We start from the raw sequence: 26001 nt of genomic DNA, 5'->3' as shown, positions 1-26001 counted from the left end.
GTAGAAAAAATGGCTACTATTCAAAATCCGATTTTGACAGGTTTTAATCCAGATCCTAGCATTTGTCGTGTAGGGGAAGACTATTATATTGCTGTATCGACCTTTGAATGGTTTCCTGGTGTACAAATTTATCATTCTAAGGACCTCAAAAACTGGAGGTTGATTGCGAGACCACTTAATAGAATAAGCCAACTAAATATGATGGGCAACCCGGACTCTGGCGGAGTGTGGGCACCTCAGCTTTCCTATAACAATGATATGTTCTGGCTCATCTATTCCGACATCAAAGTTGTAGATGGACCATGGAAGGATGGTCATAATTATCTCGTGACATGCGATACCATTGATGGTGAGTGGTCAGAGCCGATCTATTTGAATAGCTCCGGATTTGATCCATCGCTGTTCCATGATGAAGATGGTCATAAATATTTAGTCAACATGCTATGGGATCATCGCGTTGATAACCATAGTTTTTATGGGATTGTACTTCAAGAGTATAGTGCCAGCGAACAACGATTAATCGGCAAACCGGAGATTATTTTCAAAGGAACAGATTTAAGGGTGACAGAAGCCCCTCATTTATATCAAATCAACGGTTATTATTACTTGCTGACCGCAGAAGGCGGTACAAGTTATGAGCATGCGGCTACGATAGCTCGTTCTAAGAATTTGCGTGGACCTTACGAAGTACATCCAGAAAATCCGCTGATAACTGCATGGCCTTCACCTCGGATTCCGTTGCAAAAGGCAGGTCATGCATCGATTGTGAAGACACATACGAATGAATGGTTCTTGGTCCACTTAACGGGTCGACCGCTGTCAAGAGAGGGGCAAGCCTTGTTAGGCCCTCGGGGTTATTGTCCGCTAGGCAGGGAAACAGCAATCCAACGTTTGGAGTGGAGAAATGATTGGCCTTATGTGGTGGGAGGTAATTACCCTTCACTTGAGATTGAAGGACCACAGATTGCAGAAGTACAGTGGGAACCGGGTTTTCCAGAGAAGGATGATTTTAATTCGGATACGCTTAACTCACACTTTCAAAGCTTACGGATTCCACTCGGGGAGCATATTGTCTCACTAAGTGATAATCCTGGACACCTAAGACTTTACGGGAAAGAATCACTAACTTCGAAGTTTACACAAGCTTTCGTAGCAAGACGCTGGCAGCATTTTAATTTCACTGCAGAAACCAAACTTACCTTTAACCCAACAACTTTTCAGCAATCGGCAGGACTAGTGAATTACTATAACACTCAGAACTGGACATCTTGTCAGATTACGTGGAATGAAGATAAAGGGAGAATCCTTGAACTTGTGGCTTGTGATAATTTCACATATATACAACCGCTTCAAGGGAATGAAATTGTGATACCGGAGGATGTAGAATACGTGTATTTACGGGTCGATGTAGAGAGTGACGTGTATCATTATTCTTATTCATTTGACGGAGAAGATTGGACGATCATTCCTGTTACTTTCCATTCATATAAGTTATCAGACGATTACATTCAAGGCGGCGGGTTCTTTACAGGGGCATTTGTCGGTATGCAGTGTCAGGATATATCTGGGCAAAGTGAGCACGCTGATTTTGATTACTTTATATATAAGAGCCATTCCTGATTTAGAGTGAGTGGAAAAGTAGAGTATGCTCGTTGAAGGTATTGCGGCTAGTTCTATTAAAGGTAAATAGAAAGAAGACCTGAATTTCTCAGTTTGTGCACTGAGGGGGATTCCGGTCTTCTTTTTATTTTGCGAGCAAAGGGGGGGATTAATTTTCAATAATAATGTTTGCTAATTTAAGATTCACGGGGTTTGCGATAGTATCTCCAACCGGGCACTTACTTTCTAAGAAGTGTACAAATTCCTCGACTTTTTCTTTCGGCGAATCCGTTTTAATGCGGAATGTATAACGAATATCAGAATACCCTGGGCGAACGTCAGATTTATTGAAAAAACCATCTAGGTCAAGATCGCCTTCAACATCCACTTGAAAATCATCGAGTTTAACACCAAACTTAGGTGCATAGACTCTAGCTACAATAGACTGACATGCGCCTAACGAGGCAAGCAGAACTTCGACGGGATTCATACCGGTATCCGTTCCACCTAAACTTTTTGGCTCATCAATAGTCAGCTCGAAGTGTCTGGAACTTGTTTTGACTTGAACTCCATCTTGTAAATGCGCAGTTGCTTTGAAAGTTTGAACAGCAGCCATATTATAATCCTCCTTGAGTATGTATGAAATTAATTCGATTTAATTCAATTAATAAACCAACTTATCTGCTGGGTATTATAAGTATTATATGGTTGCTGTTATATACTGTCAATCCATTAAGTTAAAATTTGAAAGATAGAGCGAGAATCGCACGACCGTTCAGTATCGATACGGGTCAGACATTGACTTGACTACCGATATCCAATAGCCTATAAAAGACGCTCCGAAGTAACATACATCTGACATCGGCTCGTAATTTCAATGGAGGCAGACACAATATGAATAGGGAAATACATCATAACGAGAACCAACTGCAACAAGAAGCGGAATTGTTCATCCGTAGTTGCTACCATGAGTTAGGACAAACCGCAGACGATACGGAATTTCGGGTTCAGCAGGTCAGTGATGAAATCAACCGAAATGGTTCATATACTCATACCTACGAGGAACTTGTACACGGAGCCAAAATGGCTTGGCGTAACTCCAATCGTTGCATCGGTCGATTGTTCTGGAACCGGCTCCATGTATTCGATGCTCGTGATTTGGATGGTGAGGAAATGATTTTTCAAGCATTGCTGCGCCATATTGAATTTGCCACCAATGGCGGGGAAATTCGGCCCACCATTACAATATTTAAGCAAGCTTCCCTAGGAGGCGAGCCGATTTCAATCTGGAATCACCAATTGCTTCGTTATGCGGGATATGAAATGCCAGGTGGGAATGTGATCGGAGATCCTTCGTCTGTTCGTTTCACGAAAGTATGTGAATCACTTGGCTGGAAAGGGGAAGGGACATCGTTTGATCTCCTTCCTTTAGTTATTCAATGCAGCAGTAGAGAACCGCGAGTCTTTGACCTCCCGAAAGAGATTGTGTTAGAAGTTCCGATATGCCATCCCGAGTTGGATCTGTTTCGTGGGGAGGAAGTGAAATGGTATGCCGTTCCGATTATTTCTGATATGCGACTTGAGATTGGCGGTACATCCTATGTTGCCGCTCCTTTTAACGGTTGGTATATGGGAACAGAAATTGGCGCACGTAACTTGGCGGATGAGTTCCGCTACAACTTACTTCCTCGCGTGGCTATAGCAATGGGATTAGATACGACCTCAAACGTTTCGTTGTGGAAAGATCGGGCGTTGGTCGAATTAAATGTCGCCGTTCTGCACTCATTTCGGGAATGCGGAGTCAGTATTGTTGATCACCATACGGCGGCTCAACAATTTGGAACTTTTCAGAAGAATGAAAAAAAGGAAGCCCGTGATGTTACCGGACGCTGGTCATGGCTTATTCCGCCGTTATCCCCGGCAACCACCGATATATTTCACAGCACATTCGATGATCGGCTCGTGACTCCAAATTTTTTTCATCAAGAGAATCCATATTTACTGGGAGAATAAAAGCAAAAAGACAGGTCAAAGTTGCCACTTGACCTGTCTTTTTTTTCATAGCGGGTTAAACCTACTGACTGGACTGGGGACATAATCGTGCCTGACCAAGTGAAGTCCGTAGCACGGATGCTGCTGAATGAATAGTTAGTAACATGGAGACTGCCAGAGTCCGGCGCAGGTTTTACTTACATGGAAAAACTCCAGTTAAGTTGCTAGGTGAAACCCATTAATTCTCGTTTAAATGGATTAACTCCAGTTAATTCATCCGATATCCATCACTATGGGGCCAAAGCGTCAAATTAGATGGAGAAATTCCAGATAAGTTATCCACTGTTGGTAAATAGTCATATTAACTGGAGGAATTCCTGTTATTTTGTATTCAAGTATCCACATATCCAGATATCCACACATCCATATCTTCATATCGACACATCCACATATCCAGATATCCTCATATCCACACATCCGATATCCACATATCGACATATCCACACTCCAGATATTCACGCATTCACGCCACATCAAGCACGGGTATCTAGGTTAAGCTTAAGCCAGAATGGGTTTATTTTTTCTTAATCGGAACCCATACTTCACATTGATAATCCTCAGCGCCTGGATTGCCCGGTAGATAAAGTTCAAACTCCGGTCCCCCCGTATGCTCGTATCCCGAACTTGGGAACCACTCCTGAAAGATCCGTGACCACACACTTTGAATAGCATGCGGCATCGGTCCTACTGAGGTAAATACGGCCCATGTTGCAGCAGGAATGACGGTAGTTGCATACCCCTGCGGGTCGGTTCCAGGACGTCCTTCTACGGCGATCCAATATGAAAACATCTCATTGGGATAATCCATTTCTGCACAGATGCCGAGTAGATCCTTGTCTACTCCAATTTCGATTAGCTTATCGGACGTACCGTCCTCGTTTGCATCCAACCAGAGTTGGGGGATTTTGCGTAAATTCTCCCCGTCTCTAGTTGTAACTTGAATTGATTTGCCGATAACAGTAAAGTCTTCCTTTTCTACGATTCTGTAATCCATTTCCTTATCTCCCTTCAATGATAGATGGAAGGAGAGGCGGGGAAAAGCTTTGAGCTGGATCCCTGGCTCTCGCGCAGTAGAAGGTGCCATTCCATGTGCCTTACGGAACGCCTTAGCGAAAGACTCGGGAGAGTCATATCCATACTTCAGTGCTACATCGAGCACTTTGACTTTAGAGATTGCTAGCTCTTGTGCGGCTAACGTCAATCTTCGTCTGCGGATATAGTCTGCGACCGTTACTCCAGTTAGCATGTTGAACATGCGCTGGAAATGGAAGGGGGAGGAATAAGCGACCTTTGCGATATCGTCAATATTCAAAGGCTCTTCCATCTTGCTCTCCATATAGTCCAAAGCTTCCTTCATTCGGATAAGCCATTCCATGTTTGCCATCTCCTCTTGAATTCATACTATCATGCCCACGTTTGTCGCTCCTGTCATTCCATGCTCTCTATTGACAGGTAAATAATTGGACTTCTTTAGCTAGTTACAATACCTAATACAAAACCATCATAACCTTTACTACCTACTGTCTGAATGGCAGTAGCTGTGATTCTAGATTCATCAGCCAACAGATCATAAAACTTCCTTACCCCTTCTACACGGGGGTCCTGATTATTTTCATTAATGACCTCTCCATCACGAATGACATTATCTCCAATTATAACAGTTCCAGGATGGGAGAAATGAAGTGCCCATTTCAAATAGTTTGGATTATTAGGTTTGTCAGCATCGATAAATATAAAATCAAAAGGTGCAACTCCCTCGAAGTCCATCTGAGCCAATTGATCTAAAGCATCCCCTACTCGAAGGTCTACAATATCATCTAGTTGAGCAAGAGATATATTAGCCTTTGCTACCTGCGCATGAACGGGGTCAAGTTCCAATGTGACTAATTGTCCGCCTAATGGGAGTGCTCTTGCCAACCAAATTGTACTATATCCGCCCAAGGTACCAATCTCCAGAATTCGTTGTGAACCTTGCATTTGAGCAAATAGGTTTAATAACTTCCCTTGATTAGGAGAGACATCATAAGGTGGTAAACCTGCCTGTTGATTTGCAGCTAATACTTGCTCCAGAACAGAATCATGGGGAATCAGACGTTCTATAATATATTGATCGACCATATTCCACGTATTTGTTAAATTCATATTTATCACTTCTCCTCATTGATTGTTATCTTCTGGTTATATTGTAAATGAGTTAAAATAATAAATATAATATATGTTAATTAATAATTCATATATATAATATATAAATTAAACGGAAGGAGGTAATCAAATGAATCTACATGCATTACGCTTATTCTATGTGATTTCCTCTACCGGGAGTGTGACACGTGCCTCAGAATTATTAAATATAAGTCAGCCTGCTATAACTGCTCAGATTAAGAAATTTGAAAAAGAACTTTCTCTAACTTTACTTAAGCCTCATGGAAGAGGAATAGCTTTAACCGATGCGGGTGAGGAGATCTCCTTGCTTGCTAAAAGGCTCTTCGCAGTAGAACAGCAAATCGAACAATTCGCTCAGGAATACCGGAATGGCACAAACGGGTGTATTCGATTAGCAGCAACGTATTTACCCGCTCATTTCCTAATACCCACGTGGATTGCAAAGTTTAAACAGCAATATGAACAGGTTGAAATGATGTTTACCACGACCAATTCAAGCGATGCTTTGAACCAGCTTCTAAATGTAGATGTTGATATTGCAATTTATGGGGGACTACCAGCAGAATATCAGGATACAATTGAGATAGAAGAGTTGTTTCAGGATGAGTTATGGTTTGTAGTTGCTCCTAATCATCGATATGCGAATCAGCAGGTTTCTTTACCTGAAATGATGAAGGAACCCTTTGTCATGCGTGAAGAGGGGAGTTCAACGCGAGAGAGATTACTATCGTTATGCCGTACATACAATTCACCCGCACCTACAATTTCATTGCAGTTCAATGGGCTACACGAAGCTATTACAGCAGTTATTGCCGGATATGGTGCAAACTTTGTCTCTTCAATAGTTGTGCGCGAATATGTAGAACGTGGAGAATTATGCCGAGTATATGTTGAAGGGATCCATCTGAAAAATACAATTGCCATCTGTACTCGTAAAAACGAGCCATTATCTGCTTCCGCAATGAACTTCATTCAGATGATCCGTCAAAATCCGTATAAAGAATAGCATAGGCCTTACCTATTTAGCTATACAGCAAAGAGGCCGTGATATTCACGACCTCAACGTTCTGACGGAGCCAATGTGGAAAAGGAAAAGGCATTAGAGCTTACTTGTTACTAGTGTCATTTGTATATTTAACGACAGGCCATTTCTCTTTACGTAGTGTATCTAGCAATTCTGGTCCGACATGTAAATTGTCCTGAACTAGATCACGGGGAGTAAGTGCCATCCATTGGTTTAATGATACATCGACAAATCGATCGCTCTTGAACATCTCCAAGAACCACAAGGTTTCATCACCGGTATTTTGAATATAGTGACCCAAGGCAAAAGGGACATAACCAACATCACCAGCTCTATAATCAAAAGTGCGGGCAGTGCCGTTTCCTGCAAATACTGTCATACGTCCTTGGCCAGTAAGGTAATATTGCCACTCGTCATTATTTGGATGCCAATGAAGTTCTCTCATAGCACCGGGTTCAATCTCAACAAGTGCTGCTGCGATAGTTTTAGAAATAGGAAAGTTAGTAGAGTCCACAATCCGCACGCTTCCGCCTGGTGTTCGAATAGGTGTCTGCGCCAGTAACTGATGCTTAAAACTTTGCGGGATGGTACCGTAAGGGGATTGAACTTTCTGACTTTCTATTGAGCCGGGAATATTATCTTGAAAAATATAGACCTGATCCGAGGGAATGTTGTTAAAAGCACTCTCAGGAACACCGAAGTTGGCTGCCAGCACATCTTTGGGCGTATGTACGAACCAATCGGAGATAGATAAGGTATTTAGATCAGAGAAATGACCATCATCGAAGACGAGCAGAAATTCACAACCTTCTTCTAACCCCTGAATTGAATGGGGTAATCCGGCTGGAAAGTACCAAAGATCACCCGGCCCAACATCAGCAATAAAATTTCGCCCCTCTTGATCAACTGATGTAATCCGTGCACTTCCTAAGAGCATATAAGCCCATTCTGCTTGCTGATGCCAATGGAGTTCGCGCACCCCTCCAGGAGTCAGGCGCATATTAACGCCTGCAAGTGTGGTTGCAATCGGTAGCTCTCTAATTGTAATCTCTCTTGACCAACCACCGTGATTTAACTGCATGTGGGTATCAGAGAACGAAAATTTTAAGTTAGGGATCAAGCCAGCATCTGTAATTGGTGGAACCAGCATGTTAGGGTTTTCAATATCCCGCATGACGTCCCGTGGACCCAAATCCGTCGCCCCGGCTCCATCACTCCTTATAGGTTGAGGTACATTTCCGTTCTTAGTCTGAGTCCCAGGTTGGTTTTCCATGAGATCATCTCCTCTCATTTGGAAGGTTACAAGCATAATTCTACATCCGCATTCAAATAATTTATGACGGAGGTTCCGTTTGTATGTTTGTAATCGCTTGGTTATTGACTGAGATCTAAATGTATGTTATTTATTGAGTAATAAATAAATGTAAGGAGAATTATTCCATTGAGTATTAAAGAAGAAATACCAGCAAACCGCAAAGAACAAATTATGGAGAGTGCTGCTGCTTTATTTGCCACTCAAGGCTATTACAAAACAACAACCGCCCATATTGCAGAGGCCGTAGGCGTCACTCAACCTTATGTATTTCATTTCTTTAAAACCAAAGAACAGCTGTATTTAGCTGTGTTGGAGCGTGCATATAAACGAATGGAATATGCCTTCAATCAGGTAGAAGCCCCAGCAGAACAGTTATGTGCAGCGATGGGGGATGTCTTCGTTGAGCTCATGGAAACTCAGCGTAACGAGATGCTGTTGCTTATGCAATGTTCTGCCACACCAGAGCCAAAGGTCAAAGAGTTTGCCAGAGAAAAATATGCCCAGCTTCATGAAACTATGAGAAATCGGTTCGATTTAGCCGGAATCAACAATAGCTCTCACGAAGCCAGTATGTTCCTCGCTTATGGATTGGTCATTTCTCTTTCAGCAGTTTTGGAATTACCGCAGCTTATGCCGTAGTGCGGTTTTCTATATATTCTATTTATTTATCAATAAATAAATTAGAGGAGGAGTTTAAAATGTCAACCTCATCCAGAGTGCGTCTACTTGTTATTACCTGTATCGCTTTGTTCATGGCCATGCTGGACAGTTTAATTCTGGGAGTATCACTCCCATCCATTCAGAAGGATCTAGGGGCTTCGTTGTCTGATTTAGAATGGTTTATGAATGCTTATACCCTTGCCTTTGCTGTTCTAATTATTCCCTTTAGCTTGTTGGGTGAATCTATTGGGAGGAAAAAGGTATTCTTAGCTGGGGTGGCGGTTTTTACAATAGGATCTTTATTCTCCGGACTAAGTACTTCCTCATCCGCACTCATTGTGTTCCGAACGATTCAGGGGATTGGAGGAGCAGCGATCGTACCGCTTAGCCTCACACTTGTTAACGCGGCATTTCCTCCAGCAAAAAGGGCGCTAGCGATCGGGTTATGGTCAGGTATTTCCGGGTTAGGGCTTAGTGTAGGCCCACTGGTTGGAGGTCTGGTCATGGAAGGAGCACCTTGGCAAATGATCTTCTATATCAATTTACCAGTTGGACTGATTGCACTGCTTTTGGGTTTGAGCTGGATCAAAGAGTCTCGTGGAGTACGCAAGCCACTGGATCCTTTGGGTGTTATTCTGCTGACTACGGGGTTGTTTGGTCTGGTTTTTGGCTTGGAAAAAAGTAGACCACTTGGCTGGGGAGATCCCTTGGTAATTATGTCGTTATTGGTTGGTCTTCTGCTTCTGGTTCTATTTTATTATTGGGAAAAAAGAAGAACTAGCCCAACCGTACAGTTTGATTTGTTTCGCAACAAAACGTACACATCATATATTTTGGCGGGATTTTGGATGAATGCGAGCGTCTTTGGTGCGATTTTTATGCTGACATTATTTCTTCAACAGGCACAAGGTTACAGTCCTCTTGAGGCAGGAGTTCGGGAGATGGCTTGGACGATTATGACCATGTTAGCAGCACCTTTTGCTGGAATGGCGATAGGGAGATTTGGATCAAAAAGGGTACTGATGACTGGATTGCTGTTACAGGGAGTAGGTCTAAGTTGGTTGGCACTTATGGTCTCTATTAAGGGTCCGGTATTTCCTTTTACAGATGTGCTTGTGCCCATGATGCTGGCTGGGGCAGGCATGGGGCTTAGCTTTACGCCGTTGTCGCATGGACTACTAGCTTCTGTTCCAGAAGATTCCGCAGGGGAAGCGAGTGGGGTAAGCAATACGACGCGTCAGCTCGGATCTGTATTTGGTATCGCCATCAGTGGAATTATCTTTGGAACGGGAGCCTCGATGGAGTCCCCTCAGCAATTCGCCGATCATCTGGTACCGAGTTTAGCTGCTGATTCCCTAATGATGCTTATCGCTTTGCTTGTGATTGCGATCTTCGTCTTTGATAAGCGCAATGCAGCGGTCGTTTCAACTAAGGCTTCGCGCGAGAGCAATCTATGACAAGGGTTGAACTAATGGCGCGAAGGTGATCAGCTAATGAAGTAGGAATGAATATACCAAAAAACACGAAATGGCCACTTCCAATGTGGCCTTTTCGTGTTGTGATTCCACGGATTTATTCCCCTTAGTCTATTACCTCGATAGCAGCAGCATAACTACCACGATCGTCGCCTGACCATTTCGCTCCAATAGACAGTACATATATTCCAGGCTTATCTGGAAGGAGGATTGTATCTTTTACTCTAGGTAATGGCGTGAAATTTTGATTTACCCAGAGCCCAGCTGAGATCTCTTGAGGTTCTTCACCTTTGAATGTTAATGTTAGCTCTGAATTTGGTTTTACTACATAAACGGCTGTGTCTTTTACCAAATTATCTGGACTCGGGGCATCAGCAATAGCGTGATCCCAATGGTAAGAACCTTTAATGAACAGAATTTCTTTCTCATCAATGAATCCCACAACATCCGGAGGTTCTGAGAATAGTCCCTCTGTTGTAGCAGACTTGGAACATCCAAGTACAATTGCGACCAGTAAAAGTATATAGGAGACTAGCATTATTCTTCTTTTGCTCATCATCTCACCTCAATAGTATCGACGTTAGTGCAACGATACATGTTGCTCGATCTATTACTATTTTCGATCAAATGATTTTCAAGAAGATTTCATATTAATGTTTGAGTGCATTTTATTTGGTAAACGTATTTTTGACTCTTGTAGATTTGATGAAATAGGGAATCCAGATGGCGCATGTGAATATAGAACGGAAAAGCTCATTAAAAGAACTAACGTCGCTATTCTGCTGAGCTAATGGAATTTGATACATTAGAATAATATCAATAGTGACAGCCAAAAGACTAGCGATATAGAAAATAATCATTAGACGAGGGAAGATAGATTTCTTCTGATACAATTGAATCAATATGTATACGGCAAAAAATAAAAATATGATATTGTACACCGTTTCAAAGATGATAATGGGCCCCCATAATGCATGATAAGCCATCGAATTTTGTGAAGTAAGCACTTCCCATGCGCCAGAACTAAACATGGGCAATATAAACTGAAAAAATACAACAACTAACCTGATGATTGTAATATATAAGCCAATCTGAATCAGAACTAACCATCCACCCAACCCTGAGACACCTAGCGGATCGGGTAGTGATTCCCTGACCCATGTTTCTGTTTTATCAATTTTCAAATCGTATTCCTCCCTATAATTTGAACGCTTAGATAAGCGAATTTAAATATTCCCATGATTCTCCGATAAATAAAGAAAGGGTATTCATTTATTTCCCGAAAGACAGATACACCAAGGAGGATAACTGTAATGCCTGAGGCGATAAGGGCTCTACCTCAACAATGGAGGGAAGACCATTTAGGAGAAAGTTTCAGCTTAACAGGTTCGTTTGCATCGAAACAGCAGTTTGAACGGATTCGTATTAGAGACTCACTGTTAATTACGGTCTTTCAGAATTGCATATCGAACATCAAGGATCATCTTTCAGGTCCATATCTGTTCTTACTTACGAATACAGAGGGCGTTCTATTGTCGATGGATTACAGCCAGAATCTAGCAAATACGATGAGTGGTTCACCCATCGACTTAGGTATGTATTTTTCGGAGAAAAGTTGTGGAGTTAATGCAATTTCAGAAGCAATAAAGCATAATGCTCCGGTCTATTTACCGCCAGAAGAACATGGAAGTCCCTATTTTAAGGACTGGCATTGCTTCTCTACTCCGTTAAATATCGGACGGAAAAATATAGGCTACCTCGATGTGTCCACCATTAATGCAGATATGAAAAGTGAGCTAGTTGCCATTGCCAAGCTAATACCGGCCCATATGTTGAGTAGTTACCAAGAGCAGCATAGTGCCCAATTGTTTGAACAGTATGCGATAAAATTAACAGAACGACAGTTAAAGGTTCTGAGGTTAATTTCGCAGGGATTAACGGTAAAGGCAATCGCAATAAAGCTCAACATCAAAGAATGTACAGTCAATCATCATAAGAAAATCATATTCGACAAATTGGGTGTTCAGTCCAGCACTGAAGCCGTTTCAATAGCAAGTCGTTACTCCATTTTGTAATAATAACCTTGTAATAACAACCTATAGTTTTATATAGGTGGAAATATAAGGAGGTTATGATAAGCTTTTCTGGTGTGGAAAAAAGTATCAGGAGGGTAATATGTCTAAGAAAAAGCTTGGAGTTATGACGGTTATAATGATACTAACTTTAGTAATGGTAACAGCATGCGGGGGCAAGGGTAAAGAAGTAAGCCTAGGGGTAACTGAAAGTGGTTCTTATACTAATGATTATTTTGGTGTATCGTTATCCTTTCCTACAGATTGGGAAGTTCAAGATGCAGCCGGAATGAATGAAATTGCGAATGCCGGTCAAGAAATGATTGCTGGAGAAGATGAAACTAAGAAGTTACAATTGGAACTTTCTAAAGCCAAAACATTAAATCTACTACTGGTTTCGCAATATCCGCTGAATGGACCGGATCCGAGTCCTTCTGTTACGGTTGTTGCGGAGAAGGTCCCAGGTATGAAGGCGGGGAAGGAGTATCTCGAACCTACGAAAAAAACGCTGATAGATACTGGGATCCCTTATGAGTTTAAAGAGATATCCACCGTCAAAATTGGTGGTAAAGATATGGCTGTCTTAGAGTGCTGGTTTGACGCTGGCGAATTGGTAGTTACTCAGAACTACTACACCGCCATCATTGAGGGGTATGCTTTTAGTTTTATTATTACTCATTTTGATGATGAGAGCAAAGCTGAAGTGGATAAAATCATAGAATCTATAACTTTTAAATAATCAAATAAATTTGTAATTACAGATTCATTAAAGTAAAAAGAAGCTATTGATAGCAGGGAATGTTCCCTGCCATCAATAGCTTTTTGCTTGCCTACATAACGTGATTCCCTAGTTCGATGGGGATGAGCTTCAGCCTATTCACTGTACTTTTTCAGCACGATAACTGCGTTATGACCGCCGAACCCAAAAGAGTTGGACATGCCGATCGTCAGATCGGCTGTTCTAGCTACATTGGGAACGTAGTCCAAATCACATTCCGCTTCTTGCTCCTGCTGATTAATGGTAGGAGGAATAATCCCCGTTTGTAAGCTTTTTACCAGGGCAATTGCCTCTACGCCTCCTGCGGCACCAAACATATGTCCCGTCATCGACTTATTAGCTGTTACAGGAATACGATAGGCATCTTGGCCAAAAAGCTTCTTGATCGCTGCAGTTTCCGACTTATCTCCGACCTCTGTGCTAGTAGCATGAGCACTTATGACGTCCACTTGGTTTGGCTCGATGGACGCTTCCTTCAGCGCCAATTTCATTGCGCGGTATGCTCCATGACCTTCAGGATGAGTTGCCACCATATGATAGGCGTCAGAGCTAGCTCCGTAACCGATAACCTCCGCATATATTCTAGCTTTTCGACGTAAGGCGTGGGATAACGATTCCAGAACGAGAATTCCTGAACCTTCCGCCATAACAAACCCGTCCCGTCCGGCATCAAATGGCCGGCTAGCTTTCTCAGGTTCGTCGTTTCTCGTCGATAATGCCGTTGCTTTTGTGAAACTAGCAAGTGATATTTCAGTTACTGCTGCATCCGATCCTCCTGCGAATAGGACGTCGGCCCTTCCAGCTTGAATTTGATAGAAAGCTTCTCCAATAGCTGTATTGCCAATGGAACAAGCTGTTACTGGAGATAAGGATGAGCCTAATGCCCCCAGTTTAATACTAATTAAGGCCGCAGCCATATTGGATATCATCATCGGCACCAAGGTAGGACTTACCCGATCAGGCCCTCGGTCGTTTAACAGCTGATGTTGATCTATTAACGTTTGTATTCCACCGATTCCAGACCCAACGTAAACACCTAATCGTTCTTTATCTATTTGATCTAAGTTGATCCCAGAGTCGATTAAAGCCTGATCCGCAGCAGCTAAGGCAAATTGGCTGAATCGATCGAGCCGTCTTGCTTCTTTAGAACCGAATAGTTTATCGGCATCAAAATCTCTTACGATACCGGCTATTTTAACCTTAAAGTGAGTTGTATCAAAAGTATCAATATAAGAAATACCCGAATCTCCCCGAGCTAACCGAGTCCAGAAGGTCTCGACATTATTCCCGAGTGGGGTTATCGCACCCATTCCTGTTATTACAACTCTTTCCATGGTCATTGCCTCCTTGATCGTCCTTAAATAACAATCTATACTTATCATGTCATGCTGGATATCCTATTACAAGTTGTTGTTTATCCTAGTATAATTTATAACATGATAATCATACGTAAGGTTGTGTAACCATGAATTCTCAACTCAGACTTCAAGAATTATCACAATTTTTAAAGACGCAGAGAGCTAAACTGACTCCCGAGTCCGTTGGTTTACCCGAAGGGGGGCGAAGAAGGACACCTGGACTAAGAAGAGAGGAAGTCGCACAATTAGCTGGCGTTAGTCATACCTGGTACACCTGGTTAGAGCAAGGGAGGGACATCAAGGTATCATCGTCCGTCTTGGATAACGTGGCTAGGGCGCTGCAATTGTCTCCCGACGAGCGAAAGTATTTATTTTCTTTAGCATTGGAGACAACTTCTGGCGTAAGTCTTCTTAAAGAAGAGCTTCCTGAAATCAGTCCCGCCTTAAGGATTATTCTTCAAGAACTTACCTACTGCCCCACGATTGTTTCCGATCGCAGGTGCCAAATTGTCGGATGGAATGAAGCGGCTTCTCATGTGTTTCTGGACTTCGAGCAAGTGCCACCCGAGCAGAGAAACATGATTTCTCTATTATTCACGAGAAAGGAATTTCAGCGATTAGCTGTGAATTGGGAGCAGTTCGCGAGCGGATTTCTAGCAATATTCCGAGCATATTACGGACAATACGTAGAGGATAAATGGTATGAAGAGTTTCTTAGTGAAATGAAAGAAAAGCATCCTGATTTTAATCGCTTGTGGGATCAAAGCAAGGTCAGTTCAGCACCGGAAGTATTACTTGAGTTCAGACATGCCAAGGCAAGAAAGATGCTCTTCCAGCTCACTTCGTTACAGGTTCATGGTGGTACAGATTTAAGATGCAGTATTTATACACCCGCTCCGGAAACCTCTACAAGAGCGAAGCTTAAGAAATTAATGCAGCAGGTTTAGTTTTCTCTTAGGGGCTGAGTCGGAAATAGCGATAACATTATTTTTCAAACTTAAGAAATAAGTAAGAACGAAGAAAGATAAATGATAGATTCATTACATACAATGATGGCAGAGGTTACATGAGACAGTTACATGGGACTAATCTGAATAGAAAGACGTGACTACCATCTATGGATCTATTAAAATCTATTTCAAAAAAAAGTATGCAATCCATTTGGATGACTTGGGAAGCTGTATTTGAATGGTTTACGAAATTTCGGAGTGCTTCGTGTAAAAAATATGGCATTTGTAAGCTAGTTGTCAGGCGCCATCACGGGAAAAGTGTGGAGTGTCATGATGGGGAGTGGGTTCATTCCGGTGATTGGGTAGGAGAGCTCCATCTGGATAACCGTCAGGTTTTGAAGTTTTCGAAGGAGCTAGGTCCCGATCGTGCAGCACTATCAACGGCACGGATGCTGCGGAAGTCTATGAAACAGATTAGCGTAGCTATGGAAACAGATCCTGAACTTGCTCATGTAAAGGCATTAACGGGTATTACCCTGCTCCATCGTGGGATTATCCATGGTCTTGGATTTGAGCTGCATCCGCTCGAATCCAAAGGATTCCGTATATTCTCGACGTATTACCTGCGGTTATTACTTAGAGTTCTGCATCCTGGAGGGAAGCAGCGTATGCAACAAAATGTCCAGAAGCTTGTGCCGAAAATGCTATTGATGACTAGGCAATCCTTATTGACTCGTTACCGTAAGGAGGCTTTGGTATGAGTCGAATTATAGTCGTCTCGCTGACCCTTTTTATTATTATATATATGTTCATACCTTACCTAATCACGCGGATATGGGGATTAGGTGTCACAATTAGAGGCCGATCTGCTCGCCAGGTTGCTTTTACTTTCGATGATGGTCCGGATCCCTTACATACCCCCAAACTGCTAGATGTACTGAAACGTCAGGGAGTAAAAGGGACCTTCTTCGTGCTCGGAAGTAAAGCTGAGCAGAATCCCGAGCTTACAAGACGTATTCATCAGGAAGGACATCAAATTGGTATTCATAATTATACGCATTTGCCGAATTGGATCATGAGTCCGCGCCATATCAGGCAACAACATGTCCAGCGTTCGGCGGATATCATCGAGAGGATTACCGGAGAACGCCCGACATTTTACCGTCCTCCCTGGGGAATTCTGAATATGGGCGATTTGTTCTCTCTACGCAAATCTTACCGCATTGTGCTCTGGTCTGTAATGGGTGGAGATTGGAAAGTGCAGAGTAGGGCGCAGCCGTTGAAAGAGAAACTTTTGAAACGGATAAAGCCTGGTTCCATTATACTGCTGCATGATAGTGGAGACACATGGGGAGCGGAAGAGGAGGCTCCTTACCTTATGATTGAAGGATTGGAGGAAGTACTTGAAGATATCCAGATGAAGGGTTATCAATGTCTGCGAACGGATGAATTGTTGATGCAGGAATCTTGAATCTAGCTAGTAGGCATGTCATGCTAGTCTACATTATGTGAACAATAAATAAATTGAAAAACCCTCTACTATATGTGTATTATTACAGGGTACTAGATACATACCGACTAAATGGAATATGTAAAATGAGGTGAGAGATTGCAAAACACAATCGTTAAAGAAGATTATGTATATCATTGTAAACAAGTGCAATCAGGATGGAGCTCCATTGACTGGGATAGCTGCGATGTACTCGAATTAAGCGACACAGTCACAGGTTTACCGCCGAAAGAATCTACCGAAGTGAGAGCTTGCTGGAACAAAGACTATTTGTATGTACGATTCTTAAGTAAGGACAGTAACATTGTATCTGATTTTACGGAAAGAGATGACCCACTGTATGAACAGGATGTCGTTGAGTTCTTTATCGACGAGGAGGGCAAGGGGACACGTTATTTGGAGTTGGAAGTCAGCCCCAATAATGTGGTGTTTGATGCTCTAATTGAGAATGATGACTTAGATGCGGTTAAAGGTTTGAACAAAGCATGGTGCTTCCAAGATCTTCTTACATCTGTTGACTCGAATAGGGAGGGATATTTAACCACCTATATTAGCATTCCAGCATCAAATTTCATTCATCCACTTCATGAAGGATTAAGCTGGAAGGTAAACTTCTATCGAATTGATGAGGACTTGGAAGGTACGCGTGAATATCAGGCGTGGAGCCCTACAGGAAAGGTCAATTTTCATGTTTCTTCTAGGTTTGGGACGATGGTATTTGTATAAGTGAAAATAATTTTGCTGATTTCAGGTCGGTAACCATTCGCAAGAAGAGTGTTACTGGCCATTTTTGTGTGGGTTATATGTTAAATAATCCTAGCCGGTACAAATTAAACCGTATATATTAATAGTTGTGGAAACGTTTGAACTACTAGTCAGGAGGGATTAGATGAACCAATATGGCTCACAAAGATCATGCTTATGGGGATTTATTGTAATATGTATGCTAGCCCTGGTAGGTTGCCAGGACAAAGAAGATTCAATCACTACCTCTCCAACATCATTTGAGCCCAAGACAAGTGTGACCGTACAAGCAACCGAGAATCCAACTGGCAAGATTGTGGGGCAAGGAAGTGTACATATCGATGAACTTGAGAAACGGCGTATTTTTGTTTACCTCCCTCCCGGTTACGAAACCGACAACGAGCGTTACCCCGTTGTGTACATGAACGATGGGCGTAATGTATTCGAAACGAATACCAGTTCTTTTCAAAAAGAGTGGAAAGTGGAGAGAGTCATAGATCAGCTCATTACTGATGGAAGAATGGAGAAAGTTATCGTGATCGGAGTTGATGCAAGCGATGGCGCCAAAAGGGGAGAGGAATATGTTCCTTTTCTCGATGAGTCCATTCCGTCTGATGGCAAGAGTGCAGAGGAATTTACCCGTTATTTCATTGAAACTGTCATTCCTTATGTGGATGGAACTTACAGAACCATTCCTGATAGGGACAATCGAATGATCATGGGATCATCCTTCGGTGGTGTACAGGCGTTATGGATGGGTTACCATCACCCAGAGACGTTCTCCTCGATTGGAGCGGTATCAGCTTCCACCTGGGTAGCTAAGGGGAGACTGTTTGAAGAACTGGCGAAGGAAAAAGAAAAGCCAAATGTGAAGATTTGGTTGGATATGGGGTATGCCGAAGGAATGCTTATCGAGCCGTTGGTAGATATTCTGAAATCGAAGGGATTTGAATACGGCCAAGATTTATTTTTTCAGATGGATATTTTGGGTAACCATGATGAGAATTCCTGGTCCAGACGTGTCCACAGTCCACTACTCATGTTTGCCGGAAAAGCACCCGAACAAGCGATCGATCTGGTAGTAGATGACTCGCTGATGATCTTCGGGTCTGACAGCTCGTATATCCGTCTTAATCCGGTAGCAAGCATGAATAATGGAATGGACTATTCAGTTTCAGATTTAGCCGAGTATAAGGTATTGAATCCCAAGGTTGGGCAGGTAGATACGGCGGGGATAGTGATCTTTTTAAAACCGGAGCCCCTAGATGTGGAAGTGACTTATCAAGGCATTACCGTAGAATATAAAGTAGACTATGATCGTTTGGTAAGGATTCTAAAAAACAAATTGAAATCACTCGTAATCGAAGAAAAGGATAGTAGCATTAAAATTTTGCTTAAGCCCACGGCGGAAAGTCTGAAAGCGACAACGAAGGACATTACAGATATAGCGATTTTACTCGAGAGTACAGGACTTTATACAATCGAGGAAGTTCGGGAAGATTATATTCTCCTCGCCTTGAATACAAAATAACAGGGTGAGGACAAAGATAATAAAGCAAGGGGAAGCCGTCTAGGCTTCCCCTTGCTACTGTTAAATAGGTACAGTCACCATAAAATAAACTTATTATTTTACCAGCCAAAGTCTAATGTCTTTCCCGTTTCCACATAGGTCTTGGCATTGCTCAGAATCATCGGCCAAGATGACTTTGTATTTTCGTATGAGGGATGATTGTCGGGCCATTGATCGTTAACTAACGTAAGCTTCGTACAATTTCCCACTATCTCTAGTGAGAGTGTAACCCTTGTTTCGAGTTCTGCATGATTTTCTCTATACGACGGTCCAGGATGTTCTGTGTAGCTCATGAGTCGATTCTGCTCGAAGGCTAGAACATTACCGTAGACATGTACGGTTTCATCTCCATCGGCACCAGGTCCAATGTAGGCATAAGGTGCACCAATTTCGAAGGTTGAGTCAAGAATGCAACCATAGAATATGGCTTTTGTGCCTTCGGGTGATACAAAGACTTGCCAAACATCCTCAGGTGTTGCTCCGATATAAATTTCATACTTAAGATCCATAAATTATCCTCCGTTCGATCAATATATTAAATTGCCTAAACAGCTTCGAACTGCTAGTCTCAGTATAGAATAGACAACATGGAACGTATTGTAAAAACGCGACAATAGCGGCTCCGTCTGGAGGTAGGTTCGTGAAACCGAATGATCAACGATCTGATAAGGGGATTCTGAAAGCAGAAGCAGGCATGCAAAAATTTTCGCTTATGAGATACGAACCTGCTGATAGTTTGGCTCAATTAATAGAGCATTATTGGGTGGTACGATGGGACTTAACAGGACAAGCTCCTTTTCGCCAAACTGTCTTATCTTATCCCAACGTAAATTTAGCGTTTGAATATGAGAATAATGAGATATTTACCGGAATTTACGGTGTCCCTACAACAACCTACACGCGCCTTTTAAAGGAAGAGGGGATGACGCTGGGGATCAAATTCAAACCAGGAGGCTTTCATCCTTTTTGGAAACAGTCGATATCTCTTCTTACTGGCAAGGTGCTAGGTTTTAAAGATGTTTTCGGAATAGATGTGCAGGACATAGAACAACAAATCTTTGCTATAGAGACAGAGGAAGAGATGGTACAACTTGCAGAACAATTTCTACTGGATCGCATTCCAGAGCAGGATGACAACGTTGAATTGATCAATCGGATCGTGCAATTCACCATCGATAATCGCCAGATTACCAAGGTGGAGGATATCGTGCAAGAGTTTGATATGAACAAACGGACCTTGCAGCGTCTGTTCAACCGTTATGTTGGCGTTAGCCCGAAATGGGTCATCAAGCGGTATCGGCTTCAAGAGGTAGTGGAACTCATGGAAAAAGGTGCTGTTTCAAATTGGCCTAAATTGGCGCAGGATATGGGTTATTACGATCAAGCCCACTTTATCAAAGATTTTAAAGCGATGATTGGCAAATCGCCCGAAGAGTATATAAGGGAAATGTGACTTAACCTTTTTCTCATTATTGAAGGAAACAATGAACAATAGGAGGGACAACTGATATGAACACATATGTAGGTATTGAAATTGACGGTGGGCAGATGTATATGATGGCGGAGACAGCAAGCGGCTATCTGGAGCATACGATTTCTACGGGAAAGGAATGTTCCTTGCTTCAACTCCAGCAGGAGGTAGAGGCCTTTGTGAACAAATTGCCCTATACTCCAAGTGGCATCGGCATGGGTATGCCAGGATTAGTCGTTGGTAGCGATAAAGTAGAGTTAAGCCATGTCTTGCCTGCGTTAAACGGAGTTACAGCGGATATGTTCGCAACACCAGCAAGCATTCCCGTAGCATTTATCAATGATGTGAAGGCAGCTACGATGGCTGAGGCCGCTCATTTTACCAACAACGAAACGGTTGTCGTCATCATAGCCGATGCTTTTATCGCGGCAGGTGTTGTGGCCTCGGGAGAATTACTGCTTGGCGCGAAGGGATGGAGCGGAGAACTGGGTTATATGATCCTTAACGTAGATGGGCAAGCAGTACTGCTCGATACGCTCGCAAGTGGTTATGCCATTATGAATCAAGCGGAAATGGATGATGCTACACTTCGCGAACACCTAGAAACAGGCGATGAGCAAGCTACTAAACTTGTAAGTCAAGCAGGGCAGTACTTTGGATATGCTTTAACTAACTTGGTGCACCTGTATAATCCAGATGTTATCGTAATTGGCGGGAGCACACCGACCTATAAGGGCTATATGGAAGCAGCAAAGGCTGCGCTTGAAATTCACGCGTTACCCGAATTACTCAAATGCTGTACGATCACGACACCAAAGATTCAGAACAGGGTGATCGCTTTTGGTGCTCGGGAATGGATTCGCAAATGTACAACAGTTAGTTGATGAAGCATACATAAGAATTCCGTTAATCCATATGCTACAAAAAAATAATACCGAGCAAAGGATGTCACCATCACTTTGCTCGGTATTATTTTTTTTAGACAACTCACTTCAGTGATTCTAACATTTTACTCGAAAAGTACTAATTAACGCACGATGGTTTCCGTCCCACCGAGGTCATATTCTTCTCTAGCCTTTCTCACCGCGGAGTAATGTTCAGATGCCCAATCCTTTAACATTTTCATGTAGGGAATCAAAGTTTCCCCAAGCGGGGTTAGCGTATACTCTACGATCGGCGGAACCGATGGCGTGACTTTCCGATTGACCAATCCGTCCCGTTCCAGTTGCTTCAAAGTTTGCGTTAGCATTTTCTGCGATATACCCTCGATACGTCTATTTATCTCTCCGTAACGGATGGTGCCGTTCTCCAAGGAGTAGATGACAAGCGCCGTCCATTTATCGGATATTATTTCCAATACATGACTATAGCTGCAAACCTTCAGGGATATGTCCGATGGTTTCATACGCATCCGTCCTCCTTACGCACCTTTGGGTTCGTAACCGACCTAAAAGTGCCGTCTAGCTACATCTTATTATATGAATTATTGTGTGTCTATACACCAAATAAGGAGAGATGCACAATGAAAGCTTACGTTATTCAGGGCGGTTTTGGACTGGATCACATTGTAGAAGTGGATCGCCAGATTCCAACTCCCGCCCGTGGTGAAGTGCTTATTCGAATGAAGGCGGTATCGCTAAACTCACGTGATATAGGAGTCATAAACGGATTTTATAACCCAGAACTGAAAGAGCCGCTGGTTCCGCTATCCGATGGAGTAGGCGAGATTGTATCCTTAGGGGAACAAGCTGGGAAGTTCCGAATAGGGGAACGCGTGAGTGCGATCTTTACCCAAAACTGGAAGTCCGGCGAAGCTACGCCAGAGAATTGGGTATCCTCGTTAGGTAGTCCGCTCGAAGGGTTGCTAGCGGAGTATGTCGTGTTGCCTGAGGAAGGGCTGGTACGCGTACCCCAACATTTGACCGATATCGAAGCAGCTACTCTGCCTTGCGCCGGAGTAACGGCCTGGCATGCGATCGTGGAAGAGGGCAAGGTGAAAGCAGGAGATACAGTTGTCGTTCAAGGTACCGGCGGCGTCTCCTTGTTCGCTCTGCAATTCGCTAAGCTTCAAGGAGCACAAGTCATTGTAACCTCAAGTAGCGATGATAAGCTTGCACGTGCGAAAGCGTTAGGCGCCGATCACGGCATCAATTATAAGCGAAAGTTGGAGTGGGACAAAGCCGTATTGGAGTACACGCAAGGGCGGGGTGCTGATCATATCGTCGATCTTGGAGGCGGGGAAACACTTAATCGTTCCATCTCTGCCTTAAAGGTAGGCGGTCAGATTAGTATCGTCGGCATTCTATCCGGGGCCAGTGTTGAAGGTTTAGCTATTGTCCCGGCCATCCTCAGGAGAGCAAGGCTTCAGGCCATTAACGTAGGCAGCCGAGCGATGTTCGAGAATATGAATGTTGCGATCGAACACCATCGTCTTCGTCCAATTGTCGATAAAGAGTTTCCGTTCTCGCAAGCAGTGGAGGCCCTCAGACATCTGGCAGAAGGTTCGTATTTCGGCAAAATCAGTATCGTTTTTTAATCCAACAAGGGAGAGAGACGTTCCTAAGGTGAGTATTTATGAATGACAATTATCAGAACAAATAAGCAGGCCGAGTTCAGCCACTCGAAAGAGGAGGGCTGAACTCGGCCTGCTTTGTATGTCTACAATGCTTAGTGAAGCATACGAGTGTAAGCTTGCCCCTCATCTTTGGTAGCCACCGGATTCTCTTCATACGAAATCGAATCGCTTCAGCTGCCAATTGTCCAGAGGGACTTCTTTTGAAGTACTTTGTGGAGTACAAGGAAATGTTCACTTAGGTGGCACAGCTCACTTATCGATACCCTGCCATAACCTTTAAAACCCGCTTGCAATTGTAATCGAAGATGTGTGTCTACGTATTCGTAACACTAGGTAAGAGGATGTCGTTTGTGAGTCCGTGCCGTTCACGACATTAATCGTCAGATTAGGTGCCAGCGCTCGGGTTCGGACCTTGGCTCGGGCTCGGGTTCGGGTTCGGACCTTGGCTTGGGCTAGGAGTCGGGTTCGGTTCTTGGCTTGGGCTAGGAGTCGGGTTCGGACCTTGACTTGGGCTAGGAGTCGGGTTCGGACCTTGACTTGGGCTAGGACTAGGGTTCGGACCTTGGCTTNACTTGGGCTAGGACTAGGGTTCGGACCTTGGCTTGGGCTAGGACTAGGGTTCGGACCTTGGCTCGGGCTAGGACTAGGGTTCGGACCTTGGCTCGGGCTAGGACTAGGATTCGGACCTTGGCTTGGGCTCGAGTTCGTGTTTGGTGTTGGTATAGGTGCCGTTGATTGCCCGTTGACAGCCTTCACTCTAGAAAAGTCATTGCCATTCACGAAAAACGATGCAGGGGTTACTCCCGATGGAACTATCAAATTAGCGATAGAAGTGGCATCTCCTAGATCAAGCCGAGGATTGTTTCCAGTTATCTGAAGACTTCCGATCGTACCCTGCACATTCAGGTTAACGTTTCCGGCATTGCCGGTTACAATCGTCTGCCCAATGTTCGCTGAACCGGTGAAGGAGGTGCTGCCAGCTGACGTAGGGCCTACCGTATCCGAATTACCGATGATCAGCGTATCGATTGGCGTTTGACTTGAGGATTGCACGCTAACGCCAGGCTGAAGGGTGAGTGTATTAAGCGTAGAGGACGTATCAGCGCTGAGTTCGGTATTCGCCGCCGCCGTAACCGTGGCGTTAATGTTTTCAAAGGTAAGTTGCAAGGGGCCCAAATCAGCGCCCGAATTGACAGCGATTCCGGAGTTTATACCAGTGGCTGCTGCGTCAATTGATCCTGCCCAAAATGCAAGACTTGTTGAATCTGCGGGTCTTCCAAATAAATTCAAGTATATTTGGTCAACGATTTGGCTGTTACTAGTCCCTGAGAATTTTGCTTCATATTCCGGCATACCCGCGAAGGAGCCTGTAACAACGACAGTACCCTTATCAGCATCAATGGTGCCTTGCCAAAATTGAAGGCCCGCGGAGTCGGCGGGGCGGTTAAAGTAAGCAACATAAAGTTGCTGGATGTCTTCTGTGGTGGAGGTAGCTGCCGAAATGCGGACTTCTCCCTTTGATTTGAAGTCTGATGGGGACGGTAGGTCCGCACGGATACCAACCTTTTTCAAGTATATGTTATTCTCTAAGCTGGAAACTTCCCCCTTTGACTTGAAGCCTGATTGGGATATCTTATCCGCACTGTCATCAACCTTTTTCAATAGTGTGCTATTAAACAAATATAATTGGCCGAGATCGCTATGCTCGAACCATATATTTGTGATCTGTGATTTCGGACGGCCGTTATCTTTCAGGAAAACTGTTTTACCTTGAATGAGTACATTGTAGGCAAAGAAGTCCGACTGAACTGCCGGGGTCAAATTTAAATCTTCTTTAACTTCCAAGTGAGCCAACGCGACCTGATTTGAGTTCACAATTACGGTTCCATTGACGGTGTTGCCCTTGGCATCAAATATTATAGGTGCATTCGTTTCTGTTAATGAGTCTTTATAGCCGATAATCAGCCCTTCAACTGACTTTATCATATCCCCCGAATAGGTAAACTTAATCGCTGCATTGTGCAAAGCAGCTTTGTTCGATGCTTGAAAAATGCCTTGTACCGATGTGCCCGCGCGATAGTTCTTGCCATCGATCTTAATTGTGCCGTCATTGCCAATGTCTTGAATGATAGACGGAGTGTAGAAGGAGCGATAAAGCAGAGTTATCCCTTCGGCCAGCACAATGTTTGCGTTTGGAGTGAAGTTAACCTTCGATTTCCCGGATGCAATACCTGCTTTCGTCAAGGCGCCTATTGCGCCAGCATACCAGCTTTTCTGCGGAACATCACGGAATCCGCTACCTACTTGCGGCTCTGGCTTCAGCTTCTTGGCTGTAACAATCAAGCTCGCAACCTCAGCCCTTGTAATCTTTAAGTTCGGACGGAACGTGCCGTCTTGGTAACCTTTTGCCAGCCCCGCATCATGGAGGGCAGCAACATACCCGGTTAATTCGCCGTCAACAGGCATATCTTTAAACGTTGAGGCGCTTTTGGAAGGGGACAGATCTAGTGAGATCGCTAAAAACTTAGCAAAATCTCCGCGTGTCATATTAAGCTGGGGACTCAGTTTATCTCCTTGCTTTGGAGTAAGAATTCCTAGCATAATCCAAGTGTTAACCGCCTCTGCGTACCATGCTGTATCTGGTATATCCGAATAGCGTTGCTGGTTCATGGGTTGGGCAGAAGT

25 protein-coding genes are annotated in these 26001 nt (G+C 43.5%); 15 read left to right on the top strand and 10 right to left on the bottom strand.

The genetic code is table 11. The annotated features are described in order from the left end of the window. The first annotated feature begins 9 nt into the window (after positions 1-9). Entirely contained in the window at positions 10-1620 is a 1611-nt protein-coding gene (locus EJP82_RS22375) for a glycoside hydrolase family 43 protein (RefSeq protein ID WP_127194294.1), read from the top strand. Positions 1621-1768: 148 nt separating this feature from the next. Here EJP82_RS22375 and EJP82_RS22370 read toward each other — a convergent pair whose 3' ends face one another. Further along, positions 1769-2215, bottom strand: a complete 447-nt coding sequence (locus EJP82_RS22370; RefSeq protein ID WP_127194293.1) for an OsmC family protein — start codon at positions 2213-2215, stop codon at positions 1769-1771. Positions 2216-2493: 278 nt separating this feature from the next. Between EJP82_RS22370 and EJP82_RS22365 the strand changes: the two genes are divergently transcribed. Then, positions 2494-3612 carry a nitric oxide synthase oxygenase gene (locus EJP82_RS22365; protein WP_127194292.1) on the top strand — a complete coding sequence of 373 codons (1119 nt, stop codon included), beginning with the start codon at positions 2494-2496 and terminating at the stop codon, positions 3610-3612. Between the two features lie 553 nt (positions 3613-4165). Here the strand turns inward: EJP82_RS22365 and EJP82_RS22360 are convergent. Beyond that, positions 4166-5026, bottom strand: coding sequence for an AraC family transcriptional regulator (locus EJP82_RS22360; RefSeq protein ID WP_127194291.1), 861 nt, complete (start codon positions 5024-5026; stop codon positions 4166-4168). A gap of 95 nt (positions 5027-5121) precedes the next feature. Then, positions 5122-5793, bottom strand: a complete 672-nt coding sequence (locus tag EJP82_RS22355; RefSeq protein ID WP_127194290.1) for an O-methyltransferase — start codon at positions 5791-5793, stop codon at positions 5122-5124. Between the two features lie 130 nt (positions 5794-5923). Between EJP82_RS22355 and EJP82_RS22350 the strand changes: the two genes are divergently transcribed. Continuing rightward, the gene (locus EJP82_RS22350) at positions 5924-6820 is read left to right on the top strand and encodes a LysR family transcriptional regulator (protein ID WP_127194289.1); all 897 of its coding nucleotides are present in this window, start codon (positions 5924-5926) and stop codon (positions 6818-6820) included. A 100-nt stretch (positions 6821-6920) separates the two neighbouring features. On the opposite strand, the gene EJP82_RS22345 is transcribed toward EJP82_RS22350, so the two are convergent. Next, entirely contained in the window at positions 6921-8111 is a 1191-nt protein-coding gene (locus EJP82_RS22345) for an oxalate decarboxylase family bicupin (RefSeq protein ID WP_127194288.1), read from the bottom strand. A 168-nt stretch (positions 8112-8279) separates the two neighbouring features. Between EJP82_RS22345 and EJP82_RS22340 the strand changes: the two genes are divergently transcribed. Both EJP82_RS22340 and EJP82_RS22335 read left to right on the top strand, forming a co-directional pair. Continuing rightward, complete coding sequence (locus EJP82_RS22340; RefSeq protein WP_170220274.1) at positions 8280-8792, top strand: TetR/AcrR family transcriptional regulator; 513 nt, start codon at positions 8280-8282, stop codon at positions 8790-8792. Between the two features lie 59 nt (positions 8793-8851). Beyond that, the gene (locus EJP82_RS22335) at positions 8852-10270 is read left to right on the top strand and encodes an MFS transporter (RefSeq protein WP_127194287.1); all 1419 of its coding nucleotides are present in this window, start codon (positions 8852-8854) and stop codon (positions 10268-10270) included. A 124-nt stretch (positions 10271-10394) separates the two neighbouring features. On the opposite strand, the gene EJP82_RS22330 is transcribed toward EJP82_RS22335, so the two are convergent. Both EJP82_RS22330 and EJP82_RS22325 read right to left on the bottom strand, forming a co-directional pair. Further along, on the bottom strand, positions 10395-10844 hold the full coding sequence (locus EJP82_RS22330) for a hypothetical protein (RefSeq protein ID WP_148125755.1): 450 nt from the start codon (positions 10842-10844) through the stop codon (positions 10395-10397). Between the two features lie 112 nt (positions 10845-10956). Continuing rightward, positions 10957-11472, bottom strand: a complete 516-nt coding sequence (locus tag EJP82_RS22325) for a DUF2569 domain-containing protein (protein ID WP_170220273.1) — start codon at positions 11470-11472, stop codon at positions 10957-10959. 129 nt (positions 11473-11601) lie between these two features. Here EJP82_RS22325 and EJP82_RS22320 point away from each other — a divergent pair, with 129 nt between their 5' ends. Both EJP82_RS22320 and EJP82_RS22315 read left to right on the top strand, forming a co-directional pair. Beyond that, the gene (locus tag EJP82_RS22320) at positions 11602-12363 is read left to right on the top strand and encodes a LuxR family transcriptional regulator (protein ID WP_127194284.1); all 762 of its coding nucleotides are present in this window, start codon (positions 11602-11604) and stop codon (positions 12361-12363) included. Positions 12364-12463: 100 nt separating this feature from the next. Beyond that, on the top strand, positions 12464-13099 hold the full coding sequence (locus tag EJP82_RS22315; RefSeq protein WP_127194283.1) for a hypothetical protein: 636 nt from the start codon (positions 12464-12466) through the stop codon (positions 13097-13099). Between the two features lie 134 nt (positions 13100-13233). Here EJP82_RS22315 and fabF read toward each other — a convergent pair whose 3' ends face one another. Further along, a complete protein-coding gene (gene fabF / locus EJP82_RS22310; protein WP_127194282.1) occupies positions 13234-14472 on the bottom strand; it encodes a beta-ketoacyl-ACP synthase II in 1239 nt (412 codons plus the stop codon). Between the two features lie 131 nt (positions 14473-14603). Between fabF and EJP82_RS22305 the strand changes: the two genes are divergently transcribed. The 5 genes from EJP82_RS22305 to EJP82_RS22285 all read left to right on the top strand — a co-directional run bounded on the left by EJP82_RS22305 (position 14604) and on the right by EJP82_RS22285 (position 19231). Continuing rightward, on the top strand, positions 14604-15443 hold the full coding sequence (locus tag EJP82_RS22305) for a helix-turn-helix transcriptional regulator (RefSeq protein WP_127194281.1): 840 nt from the start codon (positions 14604-14606) through the stop codon (positions 15441-15443). A 170-nt stretch (positions 15444-15613) separates the two neighbouring features. Beyond that, a complete protein-coding gene (locus EJP82_RS22300) occupies positions 15614-16207 on the top strand; it encodes a YkoP family protein (protein WP_127194280.1) in 594 nt (197 codons plus the stop codon). Then, on the top strand, positions 16204-16917 hold the full coding sequence (locus EJP82_RS22295; RefSeq protein ID WP_127194279.1) for a polysaccharide deacetylase family protein: 714 nt from the start codon (positions 16204-16206) through the stop codon (positions 16915-16917). Before EJP82_RS22300 ends, EJP82_RS22295 begins: the two co-directional genes overlap by 4 nt. A 138-nt stretch (positions 16918-17055) precedes the next feature. Then, a complete protein-coding gene (locus EJP82_RS22290) occupies positions 17056-17682 on the top strand; it encodes a carbohydrate-binding family 9-like protein (protein ID WP_246054391.1) in 627 nt (208 codons plus the stop codon). 163 nt (positions 17683-17845) lie between these two features. Continuing rightward, a complete protein-coding gene (locus EJP82_RS22285; RefSeq protein WP_127194278.1) occupies positions 17846-19231 on the top strand; it encodes an alpha/beta hydrolase in 1386 nt (461 codons plus the stop codon). Positions 19232-19329: 98 nt separating this feature from the next. Here EJP82_RS22285 and EJP82_RS22280 read toward each other — a convergent pair whose 3' ends face one another. Then, the gene (locus EJP82_RS22280; protein ID WP_127194277.1) at positions 19330-19779 is read right to left on the bottom strand and encodes an SRPBCC family protein; all 450 of its coding nucleotides are present in this window, start codon (positions 19777-19779) and stop codon (positions 19330-19332) included. A gap of 131 nt (positions 19780-19910) precedes the next feature. Between EJP82_RS22280 and EJP82_RS22275 the strand changes: the two genes are divergently transcribed. After that, entirely contained in the window at positions 19911-20723 is an 813-nt protein-coding gene (locus tag EJP82_RS22275; RefSeq protein ID WP_246054388.1) for a helix-turn-helix domain-containing protein, read from the top strand. 56 nt (positions 20724-20779) lie between these two features. Then, positions 20780-21625: an ROK family protein gene (locus EJP82_RS22270; RefSeq protein WP_127194276.1), complete on the top strand. Its 846-nt coding sequence runs from the start codon at positions 20780-20782 to the stop codon at positions 21623-21625. A gap of 143 nt (positions 21626-21768) precedes the next feature. Here EJP82_RS22270 and EJP82_RS22265 read toward each other — a convergent pair whose 3' ends face one another. Beyond that, positions 21769-22146, bottom strand: coding sequence for a winged helix-turn-helix transcriptional regulator (locus tag EJP82_RS22265; protein ID WP_425464364.1), 378 nt, complete (start codon positions 22144-22146; stop codon positions 21769-21771). 117 nt (positions 22147-22263) lie between these two features. Between EJP82_RS22265 and EJP82_RS22260 the strand changes: the two genes are divergently transcribed. Continuing rightward, complete coding sequence (locus EJP82_RS22260) at positions 22264-23277, top strand: zinc-dependent alcohol dehydrogenase family protein (RefSeq protein WP_127194274.1); 1014 nt, start codon at positions 22264-22266, stop codon at positions 23275-23277. A gap of 315 nt (positions 23278-23592) precedes the next feature. On the opposite strand, the gene EJP82_RS22255 is transcribed toward EJP82_RS22260, so the two are convergent. After that, complete coding sequence (locus EJP82_RS22255; protein ID WP_425464365.1) at positions 23593-25986, bottom strand: S-layer homology domain-containing protein; 2394 nt, start codon at positions 25984-25986, stop codon at positions 23593-23595. Between the last annotated feature and the right edge of the window lie 15 nt (positions 25987-26001).

Source organism: Paenibacillus anaericanus, from assembly GCF_003994475.1.
GTDB lineage: Bacteria > Bacillota > Bacilli > Paenibacillales > Paenibacillaceae > Fontibacillus > Fontibacillus anaericanus.
Note: the sequence above shows the minus strand (reverse complement) of the source record. Positions and strands in the feature narration are given on the sequence as shown.